We start from the raw sequence: 21,953 nt of genomic DNA on the forward strand, positions 1-21,953 counted from the left end.
ATGAAACCGATTGCAAAGAGATTGTCAGAGCTTTTGAAGAAAGAGGTACCGTTGGCAGAAGATGAAAATGTAGTTGGAGAACATGCAAAAGAATTGGTTTCCAATATGAACAAGGGAGACGTCATCCTCCTTGAAAATGTTCGTTTTGTCAAAGGAGAGACAAAAAATGATCTTGAATTTGCAAAAGCGTTGGCATCTTTGGCTGATTTATATGTGAATGATGCATTTGGAACAGCTCACAGAGCTCATTCTTCAACTGCGGGAGTAGCACGATTTTTGCCATCTGCAATGGGATTTTTGATTGAAAAAGAAGTATCTGTAATGGGGAAAGCGTTGGCAAATCCGGATAGACCGTTTGTAGCAATTTTAGGTGGTTCAAAAGTTTCTGATAAAATTTCCGTGATTGAAAATCTTTTGGATAAAGTAGATACTTTGGTTATCGGAGGAGCAATGGCATTTACTTTTGCAAAAGCGATTGGAACAAAAGTTGGAATATCGAAAGTGGAAGAAGACAAGGTAGAAGTTGCTGCATCACTTTTAGAAAGAGCGAAGGAAAAAGGGGTGCGTTTGATATTACCTTTGGATTACCATGTGACTACAGAGTTTAGCGATGTGACAGAATCTTTTATTACAGATGATGCTAATATACCTGATGGATATATGGGACTTGATATAGGAGATAAGACCATTCAGGAATTCGAAGCAGTATTAAAAAATGCAAAGACTGTTGTTTGGAACGGACCGATGGGAGTATTTGAAATGGATAAATATGCAGTCGGAACAAAGGCGGTTGCAGAAATACTATCTCATCTTGATGCTGTAACGATTGTAGGTGGAGGAGATTCTGCCGCAGCTGTTGAAAAGTTGGGTTATGCAGATAGTATTACACATATTTCCACAGGTGGCGGAGCATCGTTAGAATTTTTGGAAGGTAAAGTATTACCGGGAATTGATGCTATTAGTGATCGCTAAGGAGAACAATATTATGAGAAAAGTGATTATTGCAGGAAACTGGAAGATGAATAAGACAGTTTCCGAATCGGTAGAATTTATAGAAGAACTAAAAAAAGAAGAGTTGGACAAAGAAGTAGAGTGTGTGGTTTGTGCACCGTTCATTTCGTTGGAAAGATTGAGTGTTGCTTCTAAGAACACTGCAATTAAATTAGGCGCTCAAAATGTGTCACAGTATGATAACGGTGCTTATACCGGTGAAATCTCAACATCTATGTTGAAAGACTTGAAAATGGATTATGTCATCGTTGGACACTCTGAAAGAAGACAGTATTTTTTAGAGACGAATGAAGTTATCAATCAAAAGGTACAAAAGGTATTATCTTCTAAGATGACTCCGATTTTATGTGTCGGAGAAACATTGGAAGAGAGAGAATCCGGAAAGATGAATAATGTGATTGCAACACAGATAACAGAAGGATTGGCTCATCTTTCTTTCGAACAAGTAAAAGATGTTGTTATTGCTTACGAGCCAATATGGGCTATCGGAACCGGAAAAACCGCTACAAGCGAGCAAGCAAATGAAATGGCAATGTTTATTCGAAATCAGTTGAGAGAATTGTTCCAAGATGTTGCAGAGGATATTTCTATTTTATATGGAGGTTCTGTCAAACCGGATAATATCAAAGAGATTATGGCACAATCAGATATTGATGGTGCTTTGGTAGGCGGAGCTGCATTAAAGGTAGATTCTTTTGCAGAGTTGGTAAACTATCATAAGTAAAACATAATGAGATATTAAGTATTTCGTATAGACTTAGTTTCTATATTACTATTATTAGGGAGGAAAATAACGATGTTTATAACAGAAGTATATGCAAGAGAAATTTTAGATTCCAGAGGAAATCCAACTGTAGAAGTAGAGGTTTGTTTGGAAAGTGGAGTAATCGGAAGAGCAGCAGTACCTTCAGGTGCTTCCACAGGAGTATATGAGGCAGTAGAACTTCGTGATGGAGATAAGAGTCGTTATCTTGGAAAAGGTGTTTTGAAAGCTGTTGAAAATGTCAATGAAGTCATTGCTCCTAAGTTGGAAGGATGGAGTGTTTTTGATCAAGTTGGTATTGATGAGTTTATGATTGCATTGGATGGAACAGAAAACAAAGGGACATTAGGTGCCAATGCTATTTTGGGAGTTTCTATGGCTGTTGCAAGAGCTGCTGCTGAAGAACTTGGACTTCCTCTTTACCAATATTTAGGAGGAGTGAATGCAAAAACATTACCGGTACCTATGATGAACATCCTAAATGGTGGACAACACGCTGATAACAATGTAGATATTCAAGAATTTATGGTAATGCCTGTTGGAGCAGATTCTTGGAAAGAGGCTTTGAGAATGGGGGCTGAAATTTTTCACGCTTTGAAATCTGTTCTAAAATCAAAAGGTTTGAATACTGCAGTAGGTGATGAAGGTGGATTTGCACCGAATTTATCTTCTAATGAAGAAGCACTTTCTTCTATTGTTGAAGCGATTGAAAAAGCAGGATATCAACCTGGAATAGAAGTAAAAATTGCAATGGATGCAGCAGCTTCCTCTTTCTACGATGCAGACAAAAAGAAATATGTTCTTGCAGGTGAAGGAAAAGAATTTTCTTCTGAAGAGATGGTTGCATTCTATGAACAATTGGTAGAAAAATATCCAATTATCTCAATTGAAGACGGATTAGATGAAAATGACTGGGATGGATTTAAATTGATGACAGAACATTTAGGTTCTAAAATTCAAATTGTGGGAGATGACCTTTTCGTTACAAATACTAAAAAATTAGCAGAAGGAATCGAAAAGGGAATTGCAAATGCTATATTGATTAAATTAAATCAAATCGGAACTATTACAGAAACTTTAGATGCAATTGAAATGGCGAAGAGAGCTGGATATACTGCAGTCGTTTCTCATCGTTCCGGAGAAACAGAAGATACTACTATTGCCGATTTAGTCGTGGCTACAAATGCAGGACAAATCAAGACAGGAGCACCTTCCAGAACAGATCGCGTTGCAAAATATAATCAATTGATTCGAATTGAAGAGGAATTGGAAGGAATTTCTCAATATTTAGGAATGAACGCATTTTATAATGTGAAACAAAAGTAGAATTCAATTGTTTTGAATGATAGTTCGAGCAAGGACTATGATGGCTAAGTCTTTGCTCGAACTACTATTTATGTATAGACGAAAAATAATAGAAAACAAACCTATTTTATAATTACAATATATGAAAATAGATTGTTTTAGCTTGTATTTCATATATACCTATGTTAAAATATGTAAGTATATTTTATAAGATATGGAGGTGTACGTAGCGTGAAGAATTCATTGATGCTTCTCGAAATAGTTGTAAGTATTACATTAATAGTAACTGTCTTGTTACAGTCGAGTAATAATACAGGGTTAGGCTTTATGAGTGGAGCAACAGAGCAATTATCCGGGAATAAAGTTCGTGGAAAAGAAACAGTGTTAAGAAAAATTACAGTGGCATTGGCAGTAGTATTTATCGTACTTGCAATCGTACTACTGGCACTTCAAAAGTAAAAGGGAGGAATAATAATGGAAAATTTAATTTTGTATCCTATTATAGGATTGATTGCGCTTCTATTTGCAGCATTCCTAGCAAACAAAATCAATAAAGTATCTGCTGGAGATAATCGTATGAAAGAAATTTCTTCATACATTCACGAAGGTGCGATGGCTTTCTTAAAAAGAGAGTACAAAACTCTTACAATCTTTATTGTGGTATTATTTGTAATTTTGGCAGTAGGTATTAATGTTCAAACTGCTGTTTGCTTTCTTGTAGGATCTGTTTTTTCAACACTTGCAGGATTTTTCGGAATGCAAGTTGCAACAAGAGCAAACGTGAGAACAGCAAATGCTGCTAGAGAAAAAGGAATGAATGGTGCGCTTTCTGTTGCTTTCTCCGGTGGAGCAGTAATGGGAATGTGTGTAGTTGGTTTAGGAATATTAGGAGTAAGTGCTCTTTATATCATCCTAACATTAATGAATATTGCTCCTGAAGAAGTAGTAAACATCATTACAGGGTTTGGACTTGGAGCTTCTTCTTTGGCATTGTTCGGTCGTGTTGGTGGAGGAATCTATACAAAAGCTGCCGATGTTGGTGCAGACTTAGTTGGTAAAGTTGAAGCGGGAATTCCTGAAGATGACCCTCGTAACCCTGCTGTAATCGCTGATAACGTTGGAGACAACGTTGGGGACGTAGCAGGTATGGGAGCTGACTTATTTGAATCTTACGTAGGATCTATCATTGCAGCGATTACATTGGGATTGATTGCAACTGATTATGGTGTGATGGGAGTAGTATTCCCACTTGCAGTATCAGGAGTAGGTATTTTAGCATCTATTATCGGAACATTCTTTGTTCGTGGTGGAGAAAATACAGATCCTCAAAAAGCTTTGAATATGGGTACTTATGTAGCCGGTGGAATTACAGTTGTTGCATCTTTCTTTTTATCAAAAGCTATGCTTGGAGACTTGAGAGGTGTTGGAGCAGTAGTTGTAGGTTTGGTAGTTGGAACATTGATTGGACAAGTTACTGAAATTTATACTTCTGACTCTCATAAATACGTTAAAAAAATTGCTGAGCAATCTGAAACAGGATCTGCTACAACAATTATTTCCGGTCTTTCTGTAGGTATGGCATCTACATTAGCACCAATTCTTTTGATTTCTGTTGCAATCTTGGTAGCATTCATGGTAGGTGGAGTATACGGTATTTCATTGGCATCAATTGGTATGTTAGCAACAGCCGGTATGACAATTGCTGTTGATGCTTACGGTCCAATTGCCGATAACGCTGGTGGAATTGCAGAAATGTGTGAATTACCTGAAGGTGTAAGAAATATTACAGATAAATTGGACTCTGTTGGTAATACAACAGCAGCTATTGGAAAAGGATTTGCAATCGGTTCTGCAGCATTGGCAGCATTGTCATTGTTTGTATCTTATACAGCTGCAGTTGGAATTGATGCGATTTCTATCTTAAAACCTGAAGTAATTGTAGGAATGTTCATTGGTGGAATGTTGCCATTCTTATTCTCTGCGATTACAATGGAAGCAGTAGGAAATGCTGCATTCGACATGATTGAAGAAGTTCGTAGACAGTTTAAAGAAAAACCAGGCATTATGAAAGGAACAGAAAAACCTGATTATGCGAAATGTGTAGATATTTCAACAACAGCATCATTAAAACAAATGATTGTTCCTGGATTATTAGCTGTACTGTCTCCATTAGCAGTTGGATTATTGCTAGGAACAGAAGCTTTAGGTGGATTATTAGGCGGTTCTCTTGTTTCAGGAGTATTGATGGCTGTAATGATGTCAAATGCAGGTGGAGCATGGGATAATGCTAAAAAATATATTGAAGGTGGAGCACACGGTGGAAAAGGATCAGATGCACATAAAGCAGCTGTAGTTGGAGATACTGTAGGAGATCCGTTCAAAGATACTTCAGGTCCATCTATCAATATCTTAATTAAGTTAATGACAATCGTATCTCTTGTATTTGCACCATTCTTCTTGAAATTTGGTGGAATCTTGTTACAATATATGGGCTACTAGAATTGGTTGATACTATAACTTGTATAAATGAATAAAGTAATAATTTTAATACCTCCGAAGAGAAAAAGTTGTAAAATAAAAAATCAGCTAACACTCTTGGAGGTATTTTCTTATTTAAAGAAACATGACAGTAAGTTTTTATTGTATGTAAAAAGTAAAAACATTGTTTAGAATTTGAAGAAAATATCGTTAAGCCGATTAGAAGTCTGTATTTTTAAGTATTTTTGTACTAAACCACCGTTAATGGTGAAAAGTATTATAAAACAGTTGAAAGTAGAGTATGGAAACTAGATGTAAAACACATTGAAAATTGAGTGTAAATATTCTGAATGGAAAGTGTTGTGAAGTTTGTTATTTGTATTTTCTCACGAAAACACCTTATTGATTTTTTTCATAGTTCAAAAAATGAGATCCTATGAAATAATTAGGAAGTTTTATAATCAGGAATCTAATACAGTTTTTTTACAATAAAAAAAGCAAAGATTTTCTATCAAAAATCTTTGCCTTAAGTAGTATCAAATGATTAACGTTTTAATCGTTTATTGATATCGGCGTGTCTTTCGTTTGATTGACGTGTAAATTCTTTTAACAAATCTTCTAAATGACCGTTTCCTTTGTTAGAGGAAAACAAATCAATGGAAGGAGAAAGTTCTTCGGTGGTTTTATGGAATTCTTGTTTTTTTGTATCTTCTTTCTTTTCAAAAGGAATTGCTTGTTTTATGGATAGAGAAATCTTTTTTCCTTCTTCTTCAATAGATAGTATTTTTACTTTCACTTCGTCTCCAACAGAAATAACTTCATTGATGTCTTTAACGAAGTTATGGGATACTTGTGAAATATGCACCAACCCTCTTGTAGTTGCATCCAATTGAACAAATGCACCAAATGGTTTGATTTGAGAAATTTTTCCTTCTACAATGCTGCCGACATTAAATTGATTTGCCATACATACACTCCTTATTTTATGATTATTATAATGATTATATCACAAAAATTCTAAAATTAAAAAACTTTTGATATAAAAATTAAATAAATGCTTTGAGTAAAAATATTATTTTGAAAAGTTTCTTCTTTAATGACATGAATTTTGAACTGTATTTATGATATAATGATGTTATTCAGTGGTTAGAAGTAAAACAGAACAAAGTTTTCTGTTTACATATCATTGAGGAGAGTTAAAAAATCGGTATATAAAGATACAGAAATCGTAGTGAAATACGAAATTTATCTATTAGATAAGGTTCTGGGATAAACAGAAAGATTGAGAGTTCAAATGAAAATAGAAGATATTTTAAAGGAGAGGTGGATATTGGCATCCAATTCTCCCAGAAGAAAAGATTTATTATCTCAACATGGTGTGTTTTATGAAATTATTACAGAAGAAATAGAAGAAAAGAAGGATTGTTTTCTTTCTCCAGCTTCTATGTGTATGAGTCTGGCTTTTCAGAAGGGTTTGATGGTTGCGGAGAAATACCCTTTTCGAAAAGTAGTTTCAGCAGATACCATTGTTGTTTGTAATGGAGAGTTGTTTGGAAAACCGAAGGATGAATCAGAGGCATTCGAAATGTTAAAAAAATTGAGTGGAAATACACAATATATATTGACCGGTTTTTCCTTATTATGTTGGAGCTGTGGAATCAAAATTGTAGATTATGACATCAGTGAGATTAAATTTAAGAAGTTAAGTGATCAAATGGTCAGAAGTTATATCGATACGGGGGATTATAAAGACAAAGCAGGAGCATACGGAATACAGAGCGGAGCGTATGACTTTGTTGAGCACCTGACAGGTGATAAGGAAAATGTTATAGGCTTACCTACACAGAAGGTGCTTAGAGCAATGGAACAAGTAGAAATTTTGTTATCAAAGTTGGATTAAATCATCATCCTATTTAGTAGGGGGAATGAGCTATGTCGAATTTGCGAATGAAAGATATTTCTTCGAATGAAAAGCCAAGAGAAAAATTGATGAAACTAGGTGTATCCAATTTATCCAATGTAGAGTTATTGGCAATTATTTTGGATACTGGTTCTTGTGATAAATCAGTATTGGATTTATCGCAGGAAGTGTTATCTCTATCAAAAGGACTTTCCGGGATACGAGGTCTGTCTATCAAAGATTTTATGTCGATTAAAGGTATTGGACCTGCAAAGACGGGTAGAATTTTAGCTTCATTGGAGTTAAGTAGTAGGATAGCAAAACAAGAATCGGAAAACTTATTTCAGATTGATAGTGCTGTTTCTGTTGCTAATCTATTTATGGAAGAATTAAGATATCAAAAGAGAGAAGTATTTAAGGTTTTGTTCTTGGATACGAAAAATAAGATTATCTGTGACAGAAATATTTCTGTAGGCTCTCTTAATGCCTCCATTGTTCATCCAAGAGAAGTGTTTAAAGAAGCAGTTTTGTATAGTTCGAATAAAATATTTTTGATTCACAATCATCCTTCAGGAGATTCAGAACCAAGTAGAGAAGATATCTTAGTTACTGAACGCTTGAAAAAAGCAGGAGAATTACTAGGGATAGAAGTGTTGGATCATATTATTATTGGAAACGGGAAATATAGTAGTTTAAGAGAGTGTGGATACTTATAAATGGAACGAATAAAAGAAATTATTTTAAAAAAGATTATTAGAAACAAGAACACATACTATATTATGGGTGTGCTCATGATTGTGTTATTATTGTTAAACTCAATTAACGGAAATTTTGGTTCTGAAAACAGGATTCTTTCATTGTATGCAAAATCTTCACAAGTAATCAGTTCGACAAACAATAAAGTAAAATCTATGTTGGGTTTTAATAGAAACAGTTCAGAACAGGAAATTGAAGACTTAAAAGCAAAAAATGAGGAACTGAAAGCTGCTATGATTGAAAATATGATTACGAAATCAGATTTGGAAGAGTTGAGAAGTTTGAAATCAAGTCTGAATTATGTTTCGAACAATGAAAGCAGAGATTATATTTCTACATCAATTGTGTATAAAAATGATGGAAACTTTTTCACTTCCTTTGTAATAGATGCGGGTGAAAATTTTGGAGTTCAAAAAGATAGTATTGTAATTGGAGAAAACGGATTGGTTGGCATTATTTTTGAAGTTAATGAAAAATATTCTAAAGGAATGTCTATTCTTGATTCAGATATTTCTATTAGTTTTCAAGCATTAAGAAATAAAGAAGTAGCAGGAATTGCAAGTCAGAACATCATCATGAATGTCAATGAAGATTTTTCAGGATACTTGAAAGGATATTTATTTGACAAAGAAGCAAGTGTTTTTACGGGAGATATTCTGGTAACTTCCGGTTTAGGACTCTATCCTGCCGGAATTCAAATCGGTGAAGTAGAAGGAGTGATTGAGGATAAATCAAATCTTTTACAATATATCAAAATTAAACCTTATGTTAATTTTAAGACAATCGACAAGGTAATTGTAATCAATCCAAGATTATTACATTAAGAGACGGAGAAGTTATGAAAAATATTATATATATATTGTTTGGATTTTTTATTTTAGGATTAGAAATGATTTTTTTTAATAGAGTGTCGCTATTTGGAATCAGTGCAAATATCCTCATGATATACATTGCAACACTATCTATTTTTACAAACTTAGATAGAGTGTTGTTTTTATCTTTCATCCTTGGTTTGGGAAAAGACTTTGTTTTTGAAAGAATATTCGGACTTAATGCAGTAATTTTTATTATGATAGGAATTCTATTTGGAAGATTGAAAGGAAGTATTTATAAAGAGAACTGGACAATTCCATTCTTTCTTTCTTTGATTTCCTCCGGTATTTACATGATTATCTATTCTTTGTTCTATAAGATATATTTGGGCAGAGCCTATTCTTTGTCATATTCTATTAGAACTGTAGGAGTTTTTCTTGTTGTTGAAATTATCGTAGGGTTAGTAATATACTATCCTCTTCGTAAGATAGTGCAAATTATGGAAGATAGATGGTGAAATTATGAAATATAATATGCAGAGTAGATTTTATGCTTTTTTTGTTGCAATTGTAGTAATGTTTAGTTTGATTTTTTTGAAAATAACATATCTGACCATTTTTTCCGGAGATTTATTCAGTCGAAGAGAAGCCAGCTTTGTTTATAAAAAAATTGAAGTAAAAGCACCAAGAGGAGAAATTCGAGACCGTTATGGGCGTTTGTTAGCGGGAAACAAGCCCAGTTTTAATGTGCAATTATCAAGAAATAATAATATATCAAAAGAAGAAGAGAATAATTCCATCCTAAAAATAGTTTCCATTTTAAAACAAAATAACGAAAAAATTGTTGATGAATTTCCAATCAAAATAGATCCAAACAATAACTATTATTTTACTTATGATGAAGAACTTCGAAAATGGAAAGTGAAGAATAATATTAATCCAAATGCCAATGCAAAAGAATCTTTCACATTGATTGCCAACCTTTTGGTGGAACAGGGAGTGATTCAGATTGAAAAAGACACTACTGCAGAAGAGATTCAACAGAAAATGATTGCAGCGGGATACTATCCGCCGATTTCCATTCAACAAGAAATGAAATTTTCTCAACAGGTAAGAAAAGAAGAGTGGATACAAAAAAATTTTCCAAGAGATTATAAAGAATATCTGAATAAGCCCGCAAAAGAAATTTTTCAGTTGTTAAGAGAAAAAAATAATATTCCGACTTCTATGGACGATCGAACAGCCAGAGATGTATTAAATGTACACAATATATTGAAAATGCAGAGCTATCAGTATCAGCCGGTTGGTATATCGTTTGATATTAAAAGTAACACAGTTATTCAATTGGAGGAAGTCTCTCAAGATATTCCAATGGTATCTGTAGTAGTAGAGCCGGTAAGGTACTATCCTCATGGTAATTTTGCTTCTCATATCTTAGGATATCTCGGCAAGATCTCAGATAATGAAATACAGGAGTATGTAAGAGATAAGAAATATAATCCGTCTGATATCATTGGGAAGACGGGAATAGAAAAAACATTTGAGGAACAACTTCGTGGAAAATCGGGATATCAGGAAGTTCAAGTTGATTCTAGGAATCGAATGGTAGGAAATTTAGATTTTCAGAATCCTGAACCTGGAGATACCATCTACCTAACTTTAGATTACAAATTGCAAAAAACAGTAGAAGATACTCTTAAGAAAACATTAGGTTGTATTCAAAATGGATCTGATTATAAAAGTGCTTGGGGTAATATCCGAATGAGGGATAACAATAAAGTTTTCTATAAAGCGCAGTCCGGAGCAACAATTGTTATGGATGTGAATACAGGACAAATATTAGCAATGGCAAGTTATCCGGATTATGATCCAAACAAATTTGTACATGGAATTTCTCAAGAAGATTATGAATTGTTGATGCCTAAAAACCTAAATGATCCGATGTCGCCTAAACCACTATTCAATATTGCAACAATGATGTCAGTTCAACCAGGTTCTACGTTTAAGATGATTACCGGTTTGGCAGCTTTAGAAAATGGTTTGAGTCCATATTATAGAATTAAAGATAAAGGATCTATAAAAATAGGGAACCATTCTTTCGGTTGTTGGATTTGGAATAGTACCGGACATTCCAGAACACATGGTATGGAAAATTTAATGGATGCAATCAGAGATTCTTGTAACTACTATTTCTATTGTTTGAGTGTAGGTTATGACTATTCTATTGATAAACCTCTTCCGATATCAATGAATTCACAAAAAATATTGGATTATGCAATAAAATTTGGTTTAAATGATAAAACAGGAATTGAAATAGAAGAAACAAAAGGTTCTGTACCGAATGTCGGGATGGAACGAGAAAGAAAACTCGTTGCGTTAAAAAATTTTCTAAAAGATTTTTTGGTAGATAAATTTGAAGATATTGATTCCAATTCTGGAGAATACACAACTCGAGTTAATACGATTATTTCATGGTCAGAAGAAAATCCATCCAGAGGAGAGTTGATTCGAAGACTGAGAGGACTGCATATAAAAGAAGAAGAAGTAAACAATGTAACAGATCGTATTAAATACGACTACTTCATCTCCATGGGTGGATGGAAAGAGGGAGATGCATTCAACCTGGCAATTGGACAGGGTGCTCACTCCTACACTCCCTTGCAATTAACAAGATATGTTGCTTCTATCGCAAATAAGGGACATCTCAATAAAGTCAGCCTAATTGATAAGATAGAAAACTCTGAAAAGACCGATATTATGTTGAACAAGTTGCAAACAAAGGAAATTCAACTGAAGAATAATAAAAACTTGGATTATTTAGTAGAAGGAATGAAAAATGCCTCTGATGAAGGAACTTCAAAAAGTACATTCAATCGTTTTCCAATCATGGTTGCATCTAAGACCGGAACAGCACAAAGAGCGGGAAAAATACCTACGGTTGATGAAAAGCAGTATTATTTATCTCATCTGTCTTCCTATGGAGTAACTTACTCAGATGTTATGAGAGTTTCAAAAGAATTAGAAAAAAATTCAACAACAAAATTACAAGTTTATCAATATATTGTTCAAGCAATTTTAAAGTTAAACAAGAATTTGAAAAAAGCAGACTTAGATCAATATAAAGATTCTTATGATGAATTTGCATGGTTTGTTTCATTTGCACCGGCAGATAAACCGGAAATTGCAGTCATATCCGTAATTGTACAAGGTGGGCATGGAGGATACGCTGCACCTATGGCGCGTGATATCTATGCTCAGTATTTTGAATTAACTCCAAATGGGACAAAACCACAAGAAGCAGTTCAAAAGAAAATACAGTTTGTAGATGAATTAAATTGATTTCAAATTTAACTAATGGTACAATGGGATGGATTATAATTTGATTTTATGGAGTCAAATATGATTAGGTGTTTACAGAAGTGAGGGAGTATTGCTTTGCGAAGAGAAAAAATAGAGTTTAAAGGATCGAAAGATGGATTTTATGCCGTTTTTGAGTCCGGATTAACATTAACGAGTGCAATTTTAATATTGCAAGAAAAATTACAACAGAATGAAGAGTTTTTTAAAAATTCATATTTTACTCGTTTAGAAAGCGATACTTTGAGCGAAAACGATAAATTTATTATTGCAAGATTTATGGTAGAACACTATGGAATTCGATTTGATGAAACCATCTTCCATATATCACAAGATAATATAAAAAAGGGCGAACAGTTAGAAGAAGAAATTAACCGAAGAGCACAGGAACTTCTAAAAACTCAAAGTAAAAATATAATGGCTGCTTCAAATGAAACTGTGATTGAAGATAATAAAAATCAAATGAAGACATTCTTTTCCTATGAAACATTGCGTTCGGGAGGAGATATACAATTTGACGGTCATGTTGTAGTAATTGGAGATGTCAATCCGGGAGGTAGAGTCATAGCGAGTGGAAACATCATCATTTTGGGCTATTTAAGAGGGATTGCACATGCCGGATCAAAAGGGGACAAGAATTGTTTCGTCGTTGCAGAACGATTAGCACCGATTCAACTTAGGATTGCAAATGCTATAGCGATTGCATCTGCAAAGAACCAAATAGTGGAAGAACCTTTGATTGCGAAAATTTCAGATGATACCATTGTGATAGAACCGGTTCTATCACATAGAAAATAAAGGAGGGTATATTTATGGCAGAAGTGATTGTAATTACTTCAGGAAAAGGTGGAGTAGGTAAAACAACAACCACAGCAAATCTAGGAACATCTTTGAGTTTAGATGGAAAAAAGGTGGTTATCATAGATGCAGATATCGGATTGAGAAACTTGGATGTCGTTATGGGATTGGAAAATAGAATTGTATATGACTTAGTAGATGTTATAGAAGAAAGATGCAAGTTAAAGCAATCTATGATAAAAGATAAAAGATTTGAGAATTTATTTTTGATTCCTGCTGCTCAAACGAGAGATAAAGATGCTGTTACTCCTGGGCAGATGAAGACAATATGTGATGAGTTGAGAGAAGAGTTTGATTATATTTTGGTAGATTGTCCTGCAGGAATTGAAAATGGATTTAAAAATGCAATTGCCGGAGCAGACCGTGCGTTGATTGTAACAACTCCGGAGGTTTCTGCAGTAAGAGATGCAGATAGAATTATCGGTTTATTAGATGCAAACAATATTTCTGATCATAAATTGATTATCAACCGTTTTAAGTCAAACATGGTAGAACGTGGAGATATGATGGGTATTGAAGATATCTTAGAGATTCTTGCAATTGGTTTAATTGGAGTTGTTCCGGAGGATGATAGCATTGTTATTTCTACCAATACAGGAGAACCTGTAGCAAATGATCAAGCTTCCATAGCAGGAAAGGCTTATCGAAATATTGCAAAGAGAGTACAAGGAGAAGAAGTTGAGTTTTTGACTTTTTCTGCAAATGATACATTTTTAGTAAGATTGAAAAAACTATTTACAGGGAAGTAGAGGTATGTATAATGGGAGTATTTAGTTCTTTTAGAACAGAAAAGAAATCCAAAAACATTGCCAAAGATCGTTTAAAACTTGTTTTGATTCACGATAAAAATGGAGGATATTCGCCACAGATATTAGAAAAATTACAATTAGAAATGTTGTCTGTAATAACAAGGTATTTGGAAATAGATGAAGAGCAAGTAGAGATTAAAATCATTAAAACGAAGAAAAGTGTAGAAGACGATATGATTTCTTCGCTAGTTGCTAATGTTCCGATTAAGAAGATAAAATAAAAACAGATTTGAAACAATCATAGAAGGTATTGATGTGAATATAAAAGAAAGAACTAAAAATTTTGAGTATAAACTTACTATCACTGTAGTCATTCTATTTTTGATAGGAATTACTCTATTGATGAGTGCTACTCATTATAGTGAATATAAACAGTTAGGTGATTATAAAAAAGTAATCATTCAAACAATTTCTTTTTCCATTGGGATAGGTATTCTTTGTTTTAATAATATTTTTGATTACACAAGAGTTAAGAAGTATTGCAAGAAAATCTATGCTTTCTGTATATTTTTGTTGCTTATTGTATGGATTCCTAAGATTGGAAGTTCTCAATTCGGTGCACATTCGTGGATCAATCTGTTTGGAGTATTCAATTTACAAACTTCAGAGATTGTAAAGCCTCTGTTTATTCTGTGCTATGCAACTTATTTAGAAGATAAAAAAGGATATATACAGGACTTTGGAGACTTAGGAAAAGCAATTTTGTATGCAGTACCAATTGTTGGTTTGATATTGATACAACCGGATTTAGGTGGAGCAATTGTTTTTTTGAGTATTATGTTTGGGATGTTATTTATTGCAGGAATGGATGTAAAATTGATTTTATATGCGGGGATAGTTTTTATCTTATTTTTTCCACTTGTATATAAATTTGGCTTACGTCCACATCAAGTTGAGAGACTTGATTCATATTTTACTCTTTTGTTTCATCCCTCAAACCTGTCTGAAATCTACAAGAACAACTTGCAAGTAGCGCAATCTATGACAGCGATTGGTTCCGGTGGAGCACTTGGAAAAGGATGGTTGCACGGCACATATAGTCAGTATGGATTTATTTTTGTGTCCGAAAGTGACTTTATTTTCTCTGTTGCAGGGGAAGAATTTGGATTTGTTGGAATGAGCATTATTATTTGTGTATATATTTATTTTCTGGTAAGACTACTGACGATTGCAATTTTATCAAAAGATTTTTATGGTAAATTAATTGGTGCAGGTGTGTTTTCGTTGTTTTTTTATCAGGTTGTTCAAAATATTGGAATGACGATAGGGATTATTCCGGTTACAGGGTTACCTCTACCCTTTGTCAGTTATGGAGGAAGCTCAATGATATCATCCATGATGTGTGTAGCCTTGTCGTTAAATGTTGCTAAGAACAAAAAGAAGTTTGATATTTAGACAGTTAGAAAAAAATTGGAGAATACACGCTCCATTTTTTTATGGTAGTTTTATCTAGTATAGTGTGACAAGTTAAAAGGAAATAGAGTCACAGTGATTTTAAAAATAAAAAGAAAATATAAATAATAAAAAGGAGAAATCAATCATGGATACATTTGTAAGTAAAGAAGGAATGGTTTGTTTCGGATTTAAGGATGTTGAAGAAAAACTTGCAGAAGAATGGAAAGGAAAACTTGGAGAATCTTTTATTCCAATTACATTTATTTCTGTAGGACAGGAAGCTCTTAGTTACGGAACAGGGCATAATTTTGTCATCAATACGATGATGGTAAAAACTAGAGTTGATGAATTAAAAATTGATATGAGCAAAATGGAAAAAGATATTAAGGATGCTTTGGGTATGAAATAGTGTCAATATCTATTCTGTTAAATAAGAAGCACTTGTTTATTTGAGAAAAATAAAAAGTGCTTTTTGATTACAAAAAAGTTCATAAAGAAATTTATAAAAGCTTCGGTGAAACATCTTATGAAGAATGAAAAAGCAATCTGTAGGATGAAAGTTTAACCACAATGTGAGTAAGAAAAAACTAAAAAACAGATGAAATGCGATAACTTACATAAAATTAGAAATGATAAAAATTTTAGGAAAAACTATCAAATTGTAGATGACAAGATTTAACCTACTTAATTTAGATGAGAATGACTATATTCTAAATTCTAAATAACAATTCAAAATGAAATATCTTAAATAATACGAAATAATTTGAGAGAGTAAATCAATATTTGATAACAGATTAATGATTTTCATACAGATATTTGTAGTGCTTAATATTTGAGAATATTGAATTTTTCTCTTTTTTCTTCTTTACAAAACTATATGAGATGTATTATAATAATTAACAGAAAAGAATAATCATTAACAATAATATGTAATTATTCCTATTGCTTTATTTTTTTCAAAAAATATTACTAATTATTATTATTAAATAAAAGGAGAGATTTAAAATGGCTAAGATTAGTTTAGTTTATTGGAGTGGAACAGGAAATACACAAGCAATGGCAGATTATGTAGTAGAAGGAGTAAAATCAGCCGGAGCTGAAGTTGATGTATTTGAAGTAACAGAAGCAAATGCCGATGATGTTTTGAAAAGTGATGTTATTCTTTTAGGATGTCCTTCAATGGGAAGCGAAGTATTAGAAGAAGAAAGCATGGAACCTTTCATGGAAGAAATAGAAGGTGGACTTTCCGGTAAAAAAGTAGGATTATTCGGATCTTACGGATGGGGAGATGGTCAATGGATGAGAGATTGGCAAGAAAGAGTAGAAGGTGCCGGAGCATCTATGATTTGTGATGGAATTATTGCAAACGGAGAACCATCTGATGACAGTGTTATCGATGAATTAAAATCATTAGGAAGCAATGCTGCTTTAGCATAAGATTATGACGAAAAGTAATTTGTTTGACTTTGTGCAATGTATGCGTCAAATGGAGGATTATGAGTATCTGTTATCTTTATTGGCACATCACTGTGGACCTACAATTGAAAGAGTAAAAGTATCTTCTTTATTAAATATCCGAAATTCAAAAAATAGATTACTGTCAGAAGTATGGGAGAAAAGAAAAGAAGAATTGTTACAATTTTTTTGCGTGACTTCTTTTTCTCTCAAAAAGGATGAGTCCGGAGAAATTGTTTTGATTTATCATGAAGATTTGTTAAAAGAACAGTTGTGTAAGAAAGAGCATGTTGAATTTTTGGCACGATTCGGTTATCAAAACGATTGGGATTATCTACAGTATTTAGAGTTCTTGAAGAATAGATATACAAATATTTGTCCTCATGAAATAGGAGTATTTTTGGGATATCCTATTTATGATGTGATGCAATTTATCTCATGTCCAAATAAAGAATGTCGCTTTGTTGGATATTGGAAAGTGTATGAAAATGAAGAAGTGGCAAGAGAAATCTTTCGTTCGTATGATGAAGCGAAACAAATTTCTTGTTTGAAAACAGTGGAAAAAATATTCCCTGAAAGTGAATTGAAGAGAAAGATATACAACAGTTTGATGAAATCAACATCATCTTAAAACGAAAAAGTGTTTATCTTCTCCTAGCATAGAAAAAGAACTGCTATTAAAAATTTTGGTGGCAGTTTTTTTTATTCTAATCATCAGATGATAAAGATGACTAAGTTTCTGATCATATAAAGATATTTAAAATATGGTTTGAATACTTAATTCATAATCTGTATTTTTATATGATTCTTATCATAGTAAAATATCAAATTCAGTTAGCATTGTTTAGATTAAACGTGAACAAAAAATCAAATACAAGTTAGTGATAGATAAAACTTGTTTGGATCAAAGAAAGGAAAAGCGATTTATTGGATATTGTTTGAATCAAACAAGTATCTGATGTGAGTGTGGAAAATTTTTTCTATGGAAAGATGATACAGTACGATATTAAGCAGATTACCATCAATTATTTGAATCTTTTATAAATTGAATTAGAGTGGATTATTTTTATAAAATTAAGAAGGTATCTCGCAAGATAGAATATATGGTTGAAATATCAAGTGAAATATGCTATGATAATCACTAGTAAAAATGGCTGGGAAAGAGACTAGTAAAAAGGATGTATTGAGTACAGAAAGAAGGAAAAAATGAGAGCCTTTCTTGAGAACCCTTTTGAATTCACTCTGGAGCTGAGAGAATGAAAACGGAGTAGTTCCTTCGCAAGAAAAAGCGTTATAATATCGATGAGTATAAGTCCTTATGGATGTTAGGGTGGTACCGCAGATGAAATTTGCCCCTACAGACATAGAGGCTTTTTTTATTGTCAAAAGGAACACTTCCTTTATAATCTGCAATCCAGATGTTATGAACAAATGAAACATTTACTTTTTTATAATTAACGGAGGGATAAGGTATGAAAGAACGCTTGGAAGCGATTAGAAAAAATGCACAACTTGCAATTGACGAGGCAAAGGATGCTAATTTGCTGGAACAGGTACGGGTTCAATTTTTAGGAAAAAAACAAGAGTTAGCATCTCTTTTGAAAGAAATGGGGAAATTATCTCCTGAAGAAAGACCAATTATGGGAAAGATTGTCAATGAAGTTCGTGATGAAATAGAGACATCTATCAAAGTAAAAAAAGAATATTTGGAAAATATTGCACTCGAACAAAAATTGAATCGTGAAATGATTGATGTGACGATTCCGGTAAAAACAAATTTTGTAGGGAAAGCACACCCGATTACAAAAGTTATCAATGAAATTGAAACAATTTTTATGAATATGGGATTTTCCATTAAAGAAGGTCCTGAGGTAGAAACAGTAGAAAATAACTTTGATAAATTAAATGCACCGAAGAACCATCCGTCCAGAGATATTTCCGATACATTTTATATCACAGACAGTTTGTTGCTTAGAACACAAACTTCTCCTGTTCAAATTCGAACAATGTTGGAAGAAGGTCTACCAATTCGAATGATATCTCCGGGAAGATGTTTTCGTTCCGATACTCCGGATGCAACACACTCTCCGATGTTTCATCAAGTAGAGGGTTTGGTGATTGGAAAAAACATTACGTTTGCGAATTTGAAACATACATTAGAAGAGTTTGCAATTAAATTTTTTGGAGAAGACACCAAAACAAAATTTAGACCACATAATTTTCCATTTACAGAACCGAGCGCAGAAGTAGATGTCTCTTGTTTCAAATGTCATGGTGAAGGTTGTTCTATCTGTAAAGGAGAAGGCTTCATTGAAATTTTAGGAGCTGGAATGGTACATCCGAATGTTTTGGAAAATTGTGGAATTGATCCTGATGTATATAGCGGATTTGCTTTCGGTATGGGTGTAGAGCGTGTTGCGATGTTAAAGTATGAAATCGATGATATTCGCTTGATGTATGAGAATGATATGAGATTTTTGGAACAATTCTAATAATAAAGATAGATAGGAGCTGGAACAATGATATTACCTTTGAAATGGTTACGGGATTATATAGAGATTGATATCTCAGCAGAAAAATTTGCTGATAAAATGACATTGACAGGAACAAAATCAGAAAGAGTAGAACATTTAGGAGAATCTATAAGTGGTGTAGTTGTAGGAAAAATTACTGAAATTACGAAACATCCGGATGCGGATAAATTGATTGTCACTCAGGTGGATGTAGGAGAAGAAGTAAAACAAATTGTTACAGGAGCTAACAACATTAAAGTTGGCGATTATGTTCCGGTAGCAATGCATGGAGCAAAACTTCCTGATGGAACCAAAATCAAGCGAGGTAAAATGAGAGGTGTTGTATCAGATGGAATGCTATGCTCTGCCGGTGAGCTTGGAATAGACAGTAAATTTTTGTCAGAAGCACAAAAAAACGGACTGTATGTATTGGAAGGAGAGCCGGCAGTAGGGCAAGATATTCGTGATGTCTTAGATTTAAAAGATGCAATTATAGAGTTTGAATTGACAGCAAACCGTCCGGATTGTAATTCTATCATCGGAATAGCCTATGAGGCAAAAGCGACATTAGATAAAGAAGTGACAATTCCCACTTTAAAAGTAAAAGAAGAAGGAGGAGATATTGGAGTAGATGTAAAATGTGAAAATAGCAATTTATGTGGTCGCTATATGGCAAGAGAAATCACAGATGTTAAAATTGCACCATCTCCATACTATATTCAAAGAAGATTGATTGAATCCGGTATTCGTCCAATCAATAATATTGTAGACTTAACAAATTATGTTATGTTAGAGTACGGACAACCGATGCATGCATTCGATTATGATAAATTGGAAGGAAATACCATTTATATCAAACAAGCAAGTGATGGACAAACTTGTGTCACATTGGATGAAGAAGAAAGAAAATTGGATTCTTCTATGATTACAATTTGTGACTCAAACAAAGTTATTGCATTAGGTGGAGTGATGGGAGCAAGTTGCTCTCAAATTGATGAGCACACTACACATATCGTGTTGGAGAGTGCACATTTTGATGCAGATATTATCAGAGCAACTTCAAAAAAATTAGGACTTCGAACAGATGCATCATCCCGATTTGAAAAAGGAATCGATAGATACCGATGTGAAAAAGCATTGACCAGATTCTGTCAATTGGTAGAAGAACTAGAGATAGGTACAGTATGTAAAGGTTTTGTGGATACAGCAACTCAATTAGATGATAAATCTACTGTTACCTTTTCAAGGAACAGAGTAAATGAGGTAATCGGAATTGAGTTATCATCTGAAGAGATTTGTGCTATCTTATCTAAATTGAATTTTGAATCTAAAATTGAAGGAGATTTGATTACTACAGTTGCACCGGAATACCGTACTGATATTGAAAAAACAGCTGATATTATAGAGGAGATTTCTCGAATTTATGGATTCAACAATGTAGTATCAGCACCGATTGTTGGAGAAATCATTCCTGCTACAAAAAGTGAAGGTAGAAATTATGAAGATAGAATGAAAGAGCTTGCAATGAAAAATGGACTGACAGAAATTTTGACCTATTCATTCGTGAGTCCTACCGGAGTAGAAAAAGCTAAGCTGTCTGAAACGAAGGAAATTGATTTTGTAAAGTTGTTAAATCCTTTAGGGGAAGAAACTTCTGTTATGAGAACAAGCTTAATACCGAATATGCTTGAAGTGATTTCGATGAATGCCGCAAGAAAAAATGAATTCTTTGCCGGATTCGAATTTGGAAATATTTTCTGCTTGGAACAATCTAATCCTTTAGAGCAAAAATCTTTTGTGGCAGGTGTTTATGGTAAAGAAGAAGATTTCTTTACTTTAAAAGGAAGAATAGAGGGTATTTTGAACGGATTGAGATATCAGCAAAGAGTATATCTTCCAAACAAAGAGCACCCTACGTTCCATCCGGGAAGATGTGCAGATATTTTCATCGGAGATGAGAAAGTAGGAATTTTGGGTGAGATTCACCCAAAAGTGGCAACCGCTTTCAATATTAAAAAGAAAGTATATTTGTGCGAATTGAATATTCCAACTTTGATGAGTTTGTTCGACAATACAATGAAATATTGTCAGATTCCAAAGTTCCCTGCAATGAAGAGAGATATTGCTTTGGTTGTAGATAAGAATCAATATGTATCGGAAATTGAACAAATTATTTGTAAAAACGGAAAATCTTTAATTGAAAAAATAGAACTGTTTGATATTTATGAAGGAGATCAAATCGAAAAGGATAAAAGGTCTGTTGCTTACTCCGTTGTATATCGTAAAAAAGACGCAACTTTGACAGATGAAGAAGTAAATAGTATACAAGAAAAGATTTTAAAAGAGTTGGAAGAAAAACTCCATGCAGTGTTGAGATAGTTTTTTGTAGAAGAAATAATTTAAATATTTAAAAAATATCCTCTTTACCGGATACGGTAGAGAGGATATTTTAATATGTTGATGTATAAGGGACAACAGGAATTAAGTAGAGGTATTATTTGAAAAATAATCGTTTCTATCAAAAAAATCCTTCCTATTGTA

At 33.3% G+C, this 21,953-nt stretch carries 20 protein-coding genes and 1 other annotated feature; of the genes, 19 read left to right on the forward strand and 1 reads right to left on the reverse strand.

All coding sequences use genetic code 11. The annotated features are described in order from the left end of the window. The 5 genes from ACO5GE_RS04580 to ACO5GE_RS04600 all read left to right on the forward strand — a co-directional run. The coding region (locus ACO5GE_RS04580) for a phosphoglycerate kinase (RefSeq protein ID WP_484829748.1) at positions 1-972 on the forward strand (972 nt) is incomplete at its 5' end. Positions 973-985: 13 nt separating this feature from the next. Then, a complete protein-coding gene (gene tpiA / locus ACO5GE_RS04585; protein ID WP_484829749.1) occupies positions 986-1,735 on the forward strand; it encodes a triose-phosphate isomerase in 750 nt (249 codons plus the stop codon). A gap of 72 nt (positions 1,736-1,807) precedes the next feature. Next, positions 1,808-3,100: a phosphopyruvate hydratase gene (gene eno / locus ACO5GE_RS04590; protein ID WP_484829750.1), complete on the forward strand. Its 1,293-nt coding sequence runs from the start codon at positions 1,808-1,810 to the stop codon at positions 3,098-3,100. 210 nt (positions 3,101-3,310) lie between these two features. Beyond that, complete coding sequence (gene secG, locus ACO5GE_RS04595) at positions 3,311-3,538, forward strand: preprotein translocase subunit SecG (protein WP_484829751.1); 228 nt, start codon at positions 3,311-3,313, stop codon at positions 3,536-3,538. A 15-nt stretch (positions 3,539-3,553) separates the two neighbouring features. Continuing rightward, positions 3,554-5,578: a sodium-translocating pyrophosphatase gene (locus tag ACO5GE_RS04600; RefSeq protein WP_484829752.1), complete on the forward strand. Its 2,025-nt coding sequence runs from the start codon at positions 3,554-3,556 to the stop codon at positions 5,576-5,578. 523 nt (positions 5,579-6,101) lie between these two features. On the opposite strand, the gene ACO5GE_RS04605 is transcribed toward ACO5GE_RS04600, so the two are convergent. After that, entirely contained in the window at positions 6,102-6,524 is a 423-nt protein-coding gene (locus tag ACO5GE_RS04605; protein ID WP_484829753.1) for a S1 RNA-binding domain-containing protein, read from the reverse strand. A gap of 363 nt (positions 6,525-6,887) precedes the next feature. Between ACO5GE_RS04605 and ACO5GE_RS04610 the strand changes: the two genes are divergently transcribed. From ACO5GE_RS04610 to pheT, 14 genes are all read left to right on the forward strand, one after another. Further along, positions 6,888-7,457, forward strand: coding sequence for a Maf family protein (locus tag ACO5GE_RS04610; protein ID WP_484829754.1), 570 nt, complete (start codon positions 6,888-6,890; stop codon positions 7,455-7,457). Positions 7,458-7,489: 32 nt separating this feature from the next. Next, entirely contained in the window at positions 7,490-8,173 is a 684-nt protein-coding gene (gene radC / locus ACO5GE_RS04615; protein WP_484829755.1) for a RadC family protein, read from the forward strand. Beyond that, positions 8,174-9,037 (forward strand): rod shape-determining protein MreC, encoded by an 864-nt coding sequence (gene mreC / locus ACO5GE_RS04620; protein WP_484829756.1) that lies wholly within the window; start codon positions 8,174-8,176, stop codon positions 9,035-9,037. A 14-nt stretch (positions 9,038-9,051) separates the two neighbouring features. Continuing rightward, on the forward strand, positions 9,052-9,543 hold the full coding sequence (locus ACO5GE_RS04625; protein WP_484829757.1) for a hypothetical protein: 492 nt from the start codon (positions 9,052-9,054) through the stop codon (positions 9,541-9,543). A gap of 4 nt (positions 9,544-9,547) precedes the next feature. After that, positions 9,548-12,364 (forward strand): penicillin-binding transpeptidase domain-containing protein, encoded by a 2,817-nt coding sequence (locus tag ACO5GE_RS04630; protein WP_484829758.1) that lies wholly within the window; start codon positions 9,548-9,550, stop codon positions 12,362-12,364. 96 nt (positions 12,365-12,460) lie between these two features. Then, positions 12,461-13,180 (forward strand): septum site-determining protein MinC, encoded by a 720-nt coding sequence (gene minC, locus ACO5GE_RS04635; protein ID WP_484829759.1) that lies wholly within the window; start codon positions 12,461-12,463, stop codon positions 13,178-13,180. Positions 13,181-13,194: 14 nt separating this feature from the next. Continuing rightward, positions 13,195-13,989 carry a septum site-determining protein MinD gene (gene minD, locus ACO5GE_RS04640; protein WP_484829760.1) on the forward strand — a complete coding sequence of 265 codons (795 nt, stop codon included), beginning with the start codon at positions 13,195-13,197 and terminating at the stop codon, positions 13,987-13,989. 11 nt (positions 13,990-14,000) lie between these two features. Beyond that, the gene (gene minE, locus ACO5GE_RS04645; RefSeq protein WP_484829761.1) at positions 14,001-14,270 is read left to right on the forward strand and encodes a cell division topological specificity factor MinE; all 270 of its coding nucleotides are present in this window, start codon (positions 14,001-14,003) and stop codon (positions 14,268-14,270) included. A 34-nt stretch (positions 14,271-14,304) separates the two neighbouring features. Next, positions 14,305-15,444 (forward strand): FtsW/RodA/SpoVE family cell cycle protein, encoded by a 1,140-nt coding sequence (locus ACO5GE_RS04650; RefSeq protein ID WP_484829763.1) that lies wholly within the window; start codon positions 14,305-14,307, stop codon positions 15,442-15,444. Positions 15,445-15,589: 145 nt separating this feature from the next. Then, on the forward strand, positions 15,590-15,853 hold the full coding sequence (locus ACO5GE_RS04655; protein ID WP_484829764.1) for a hypothetical protein: 264 nt from the start codon (positions 15,590-15,592) through the stop codon (positions 15,851-15,853). Between the two features lie 596 nt (positions 15,854-16,449). Next, the gene (locus ACO5GE_RS04660) at positions 16,450-16,881 is read left to right on the forward strand and encodes a flavodoxin (protein WP_484829765.1); all 432 of its coding nucleotides are present in this window, start codon (positions 16,450-16,452) and stop codon (positions 16,879-16,881) included. A 4-nt stretch (positions 16,882-16,885) separates the two neighbouring features. Continuing rightward, on the forward strand, positions 16,886-17,530 hold the full coding sequence (locus ACO5GE_RS04665) for a DUF3793 family protein (protein ID WP_484829766.1): 645 nt from the start codon (positions 16,886-16,888) through the stop codon (positions 17,528-17,530). Positions 17,531-18,046: 516 nt separating this feature from the next. After that, positions 18,047-18,259 (forward strand) — a binding site (T-box leader). Positions 18,260-18,371: 112 nt separating this feature from the next. Continuing rightward, positions 18,372-19,391, forward strand: coding sequence for a phenylalanine--tRNA ligase subunit alpha (gene pheS, locus ACO5GE_RS04670; protein ID WP_484829767.1), 1,020 nt, complete (start codon positions 18,372-18,374; stop codon positions 19,389-19,391). A gap of 27 nt (positions 19,392-19,418) precedes the next feature. Beyond that, a complete protein-coding gene (pheT, locus tag ACO5GE_RS04675; RefSeq protein WP_484829768.1) occupies positions 19,419-21,791 on the forward strand; it encodes a phenylalanine--tRNA ligase subunit beta in 2,373 nt (790 codons plus the stop codon). Positions 21,792-21,953: the final 162 nt, after the last annotated feature.

This window comes from Filifactor sp. (assembly GCF_057248345.1).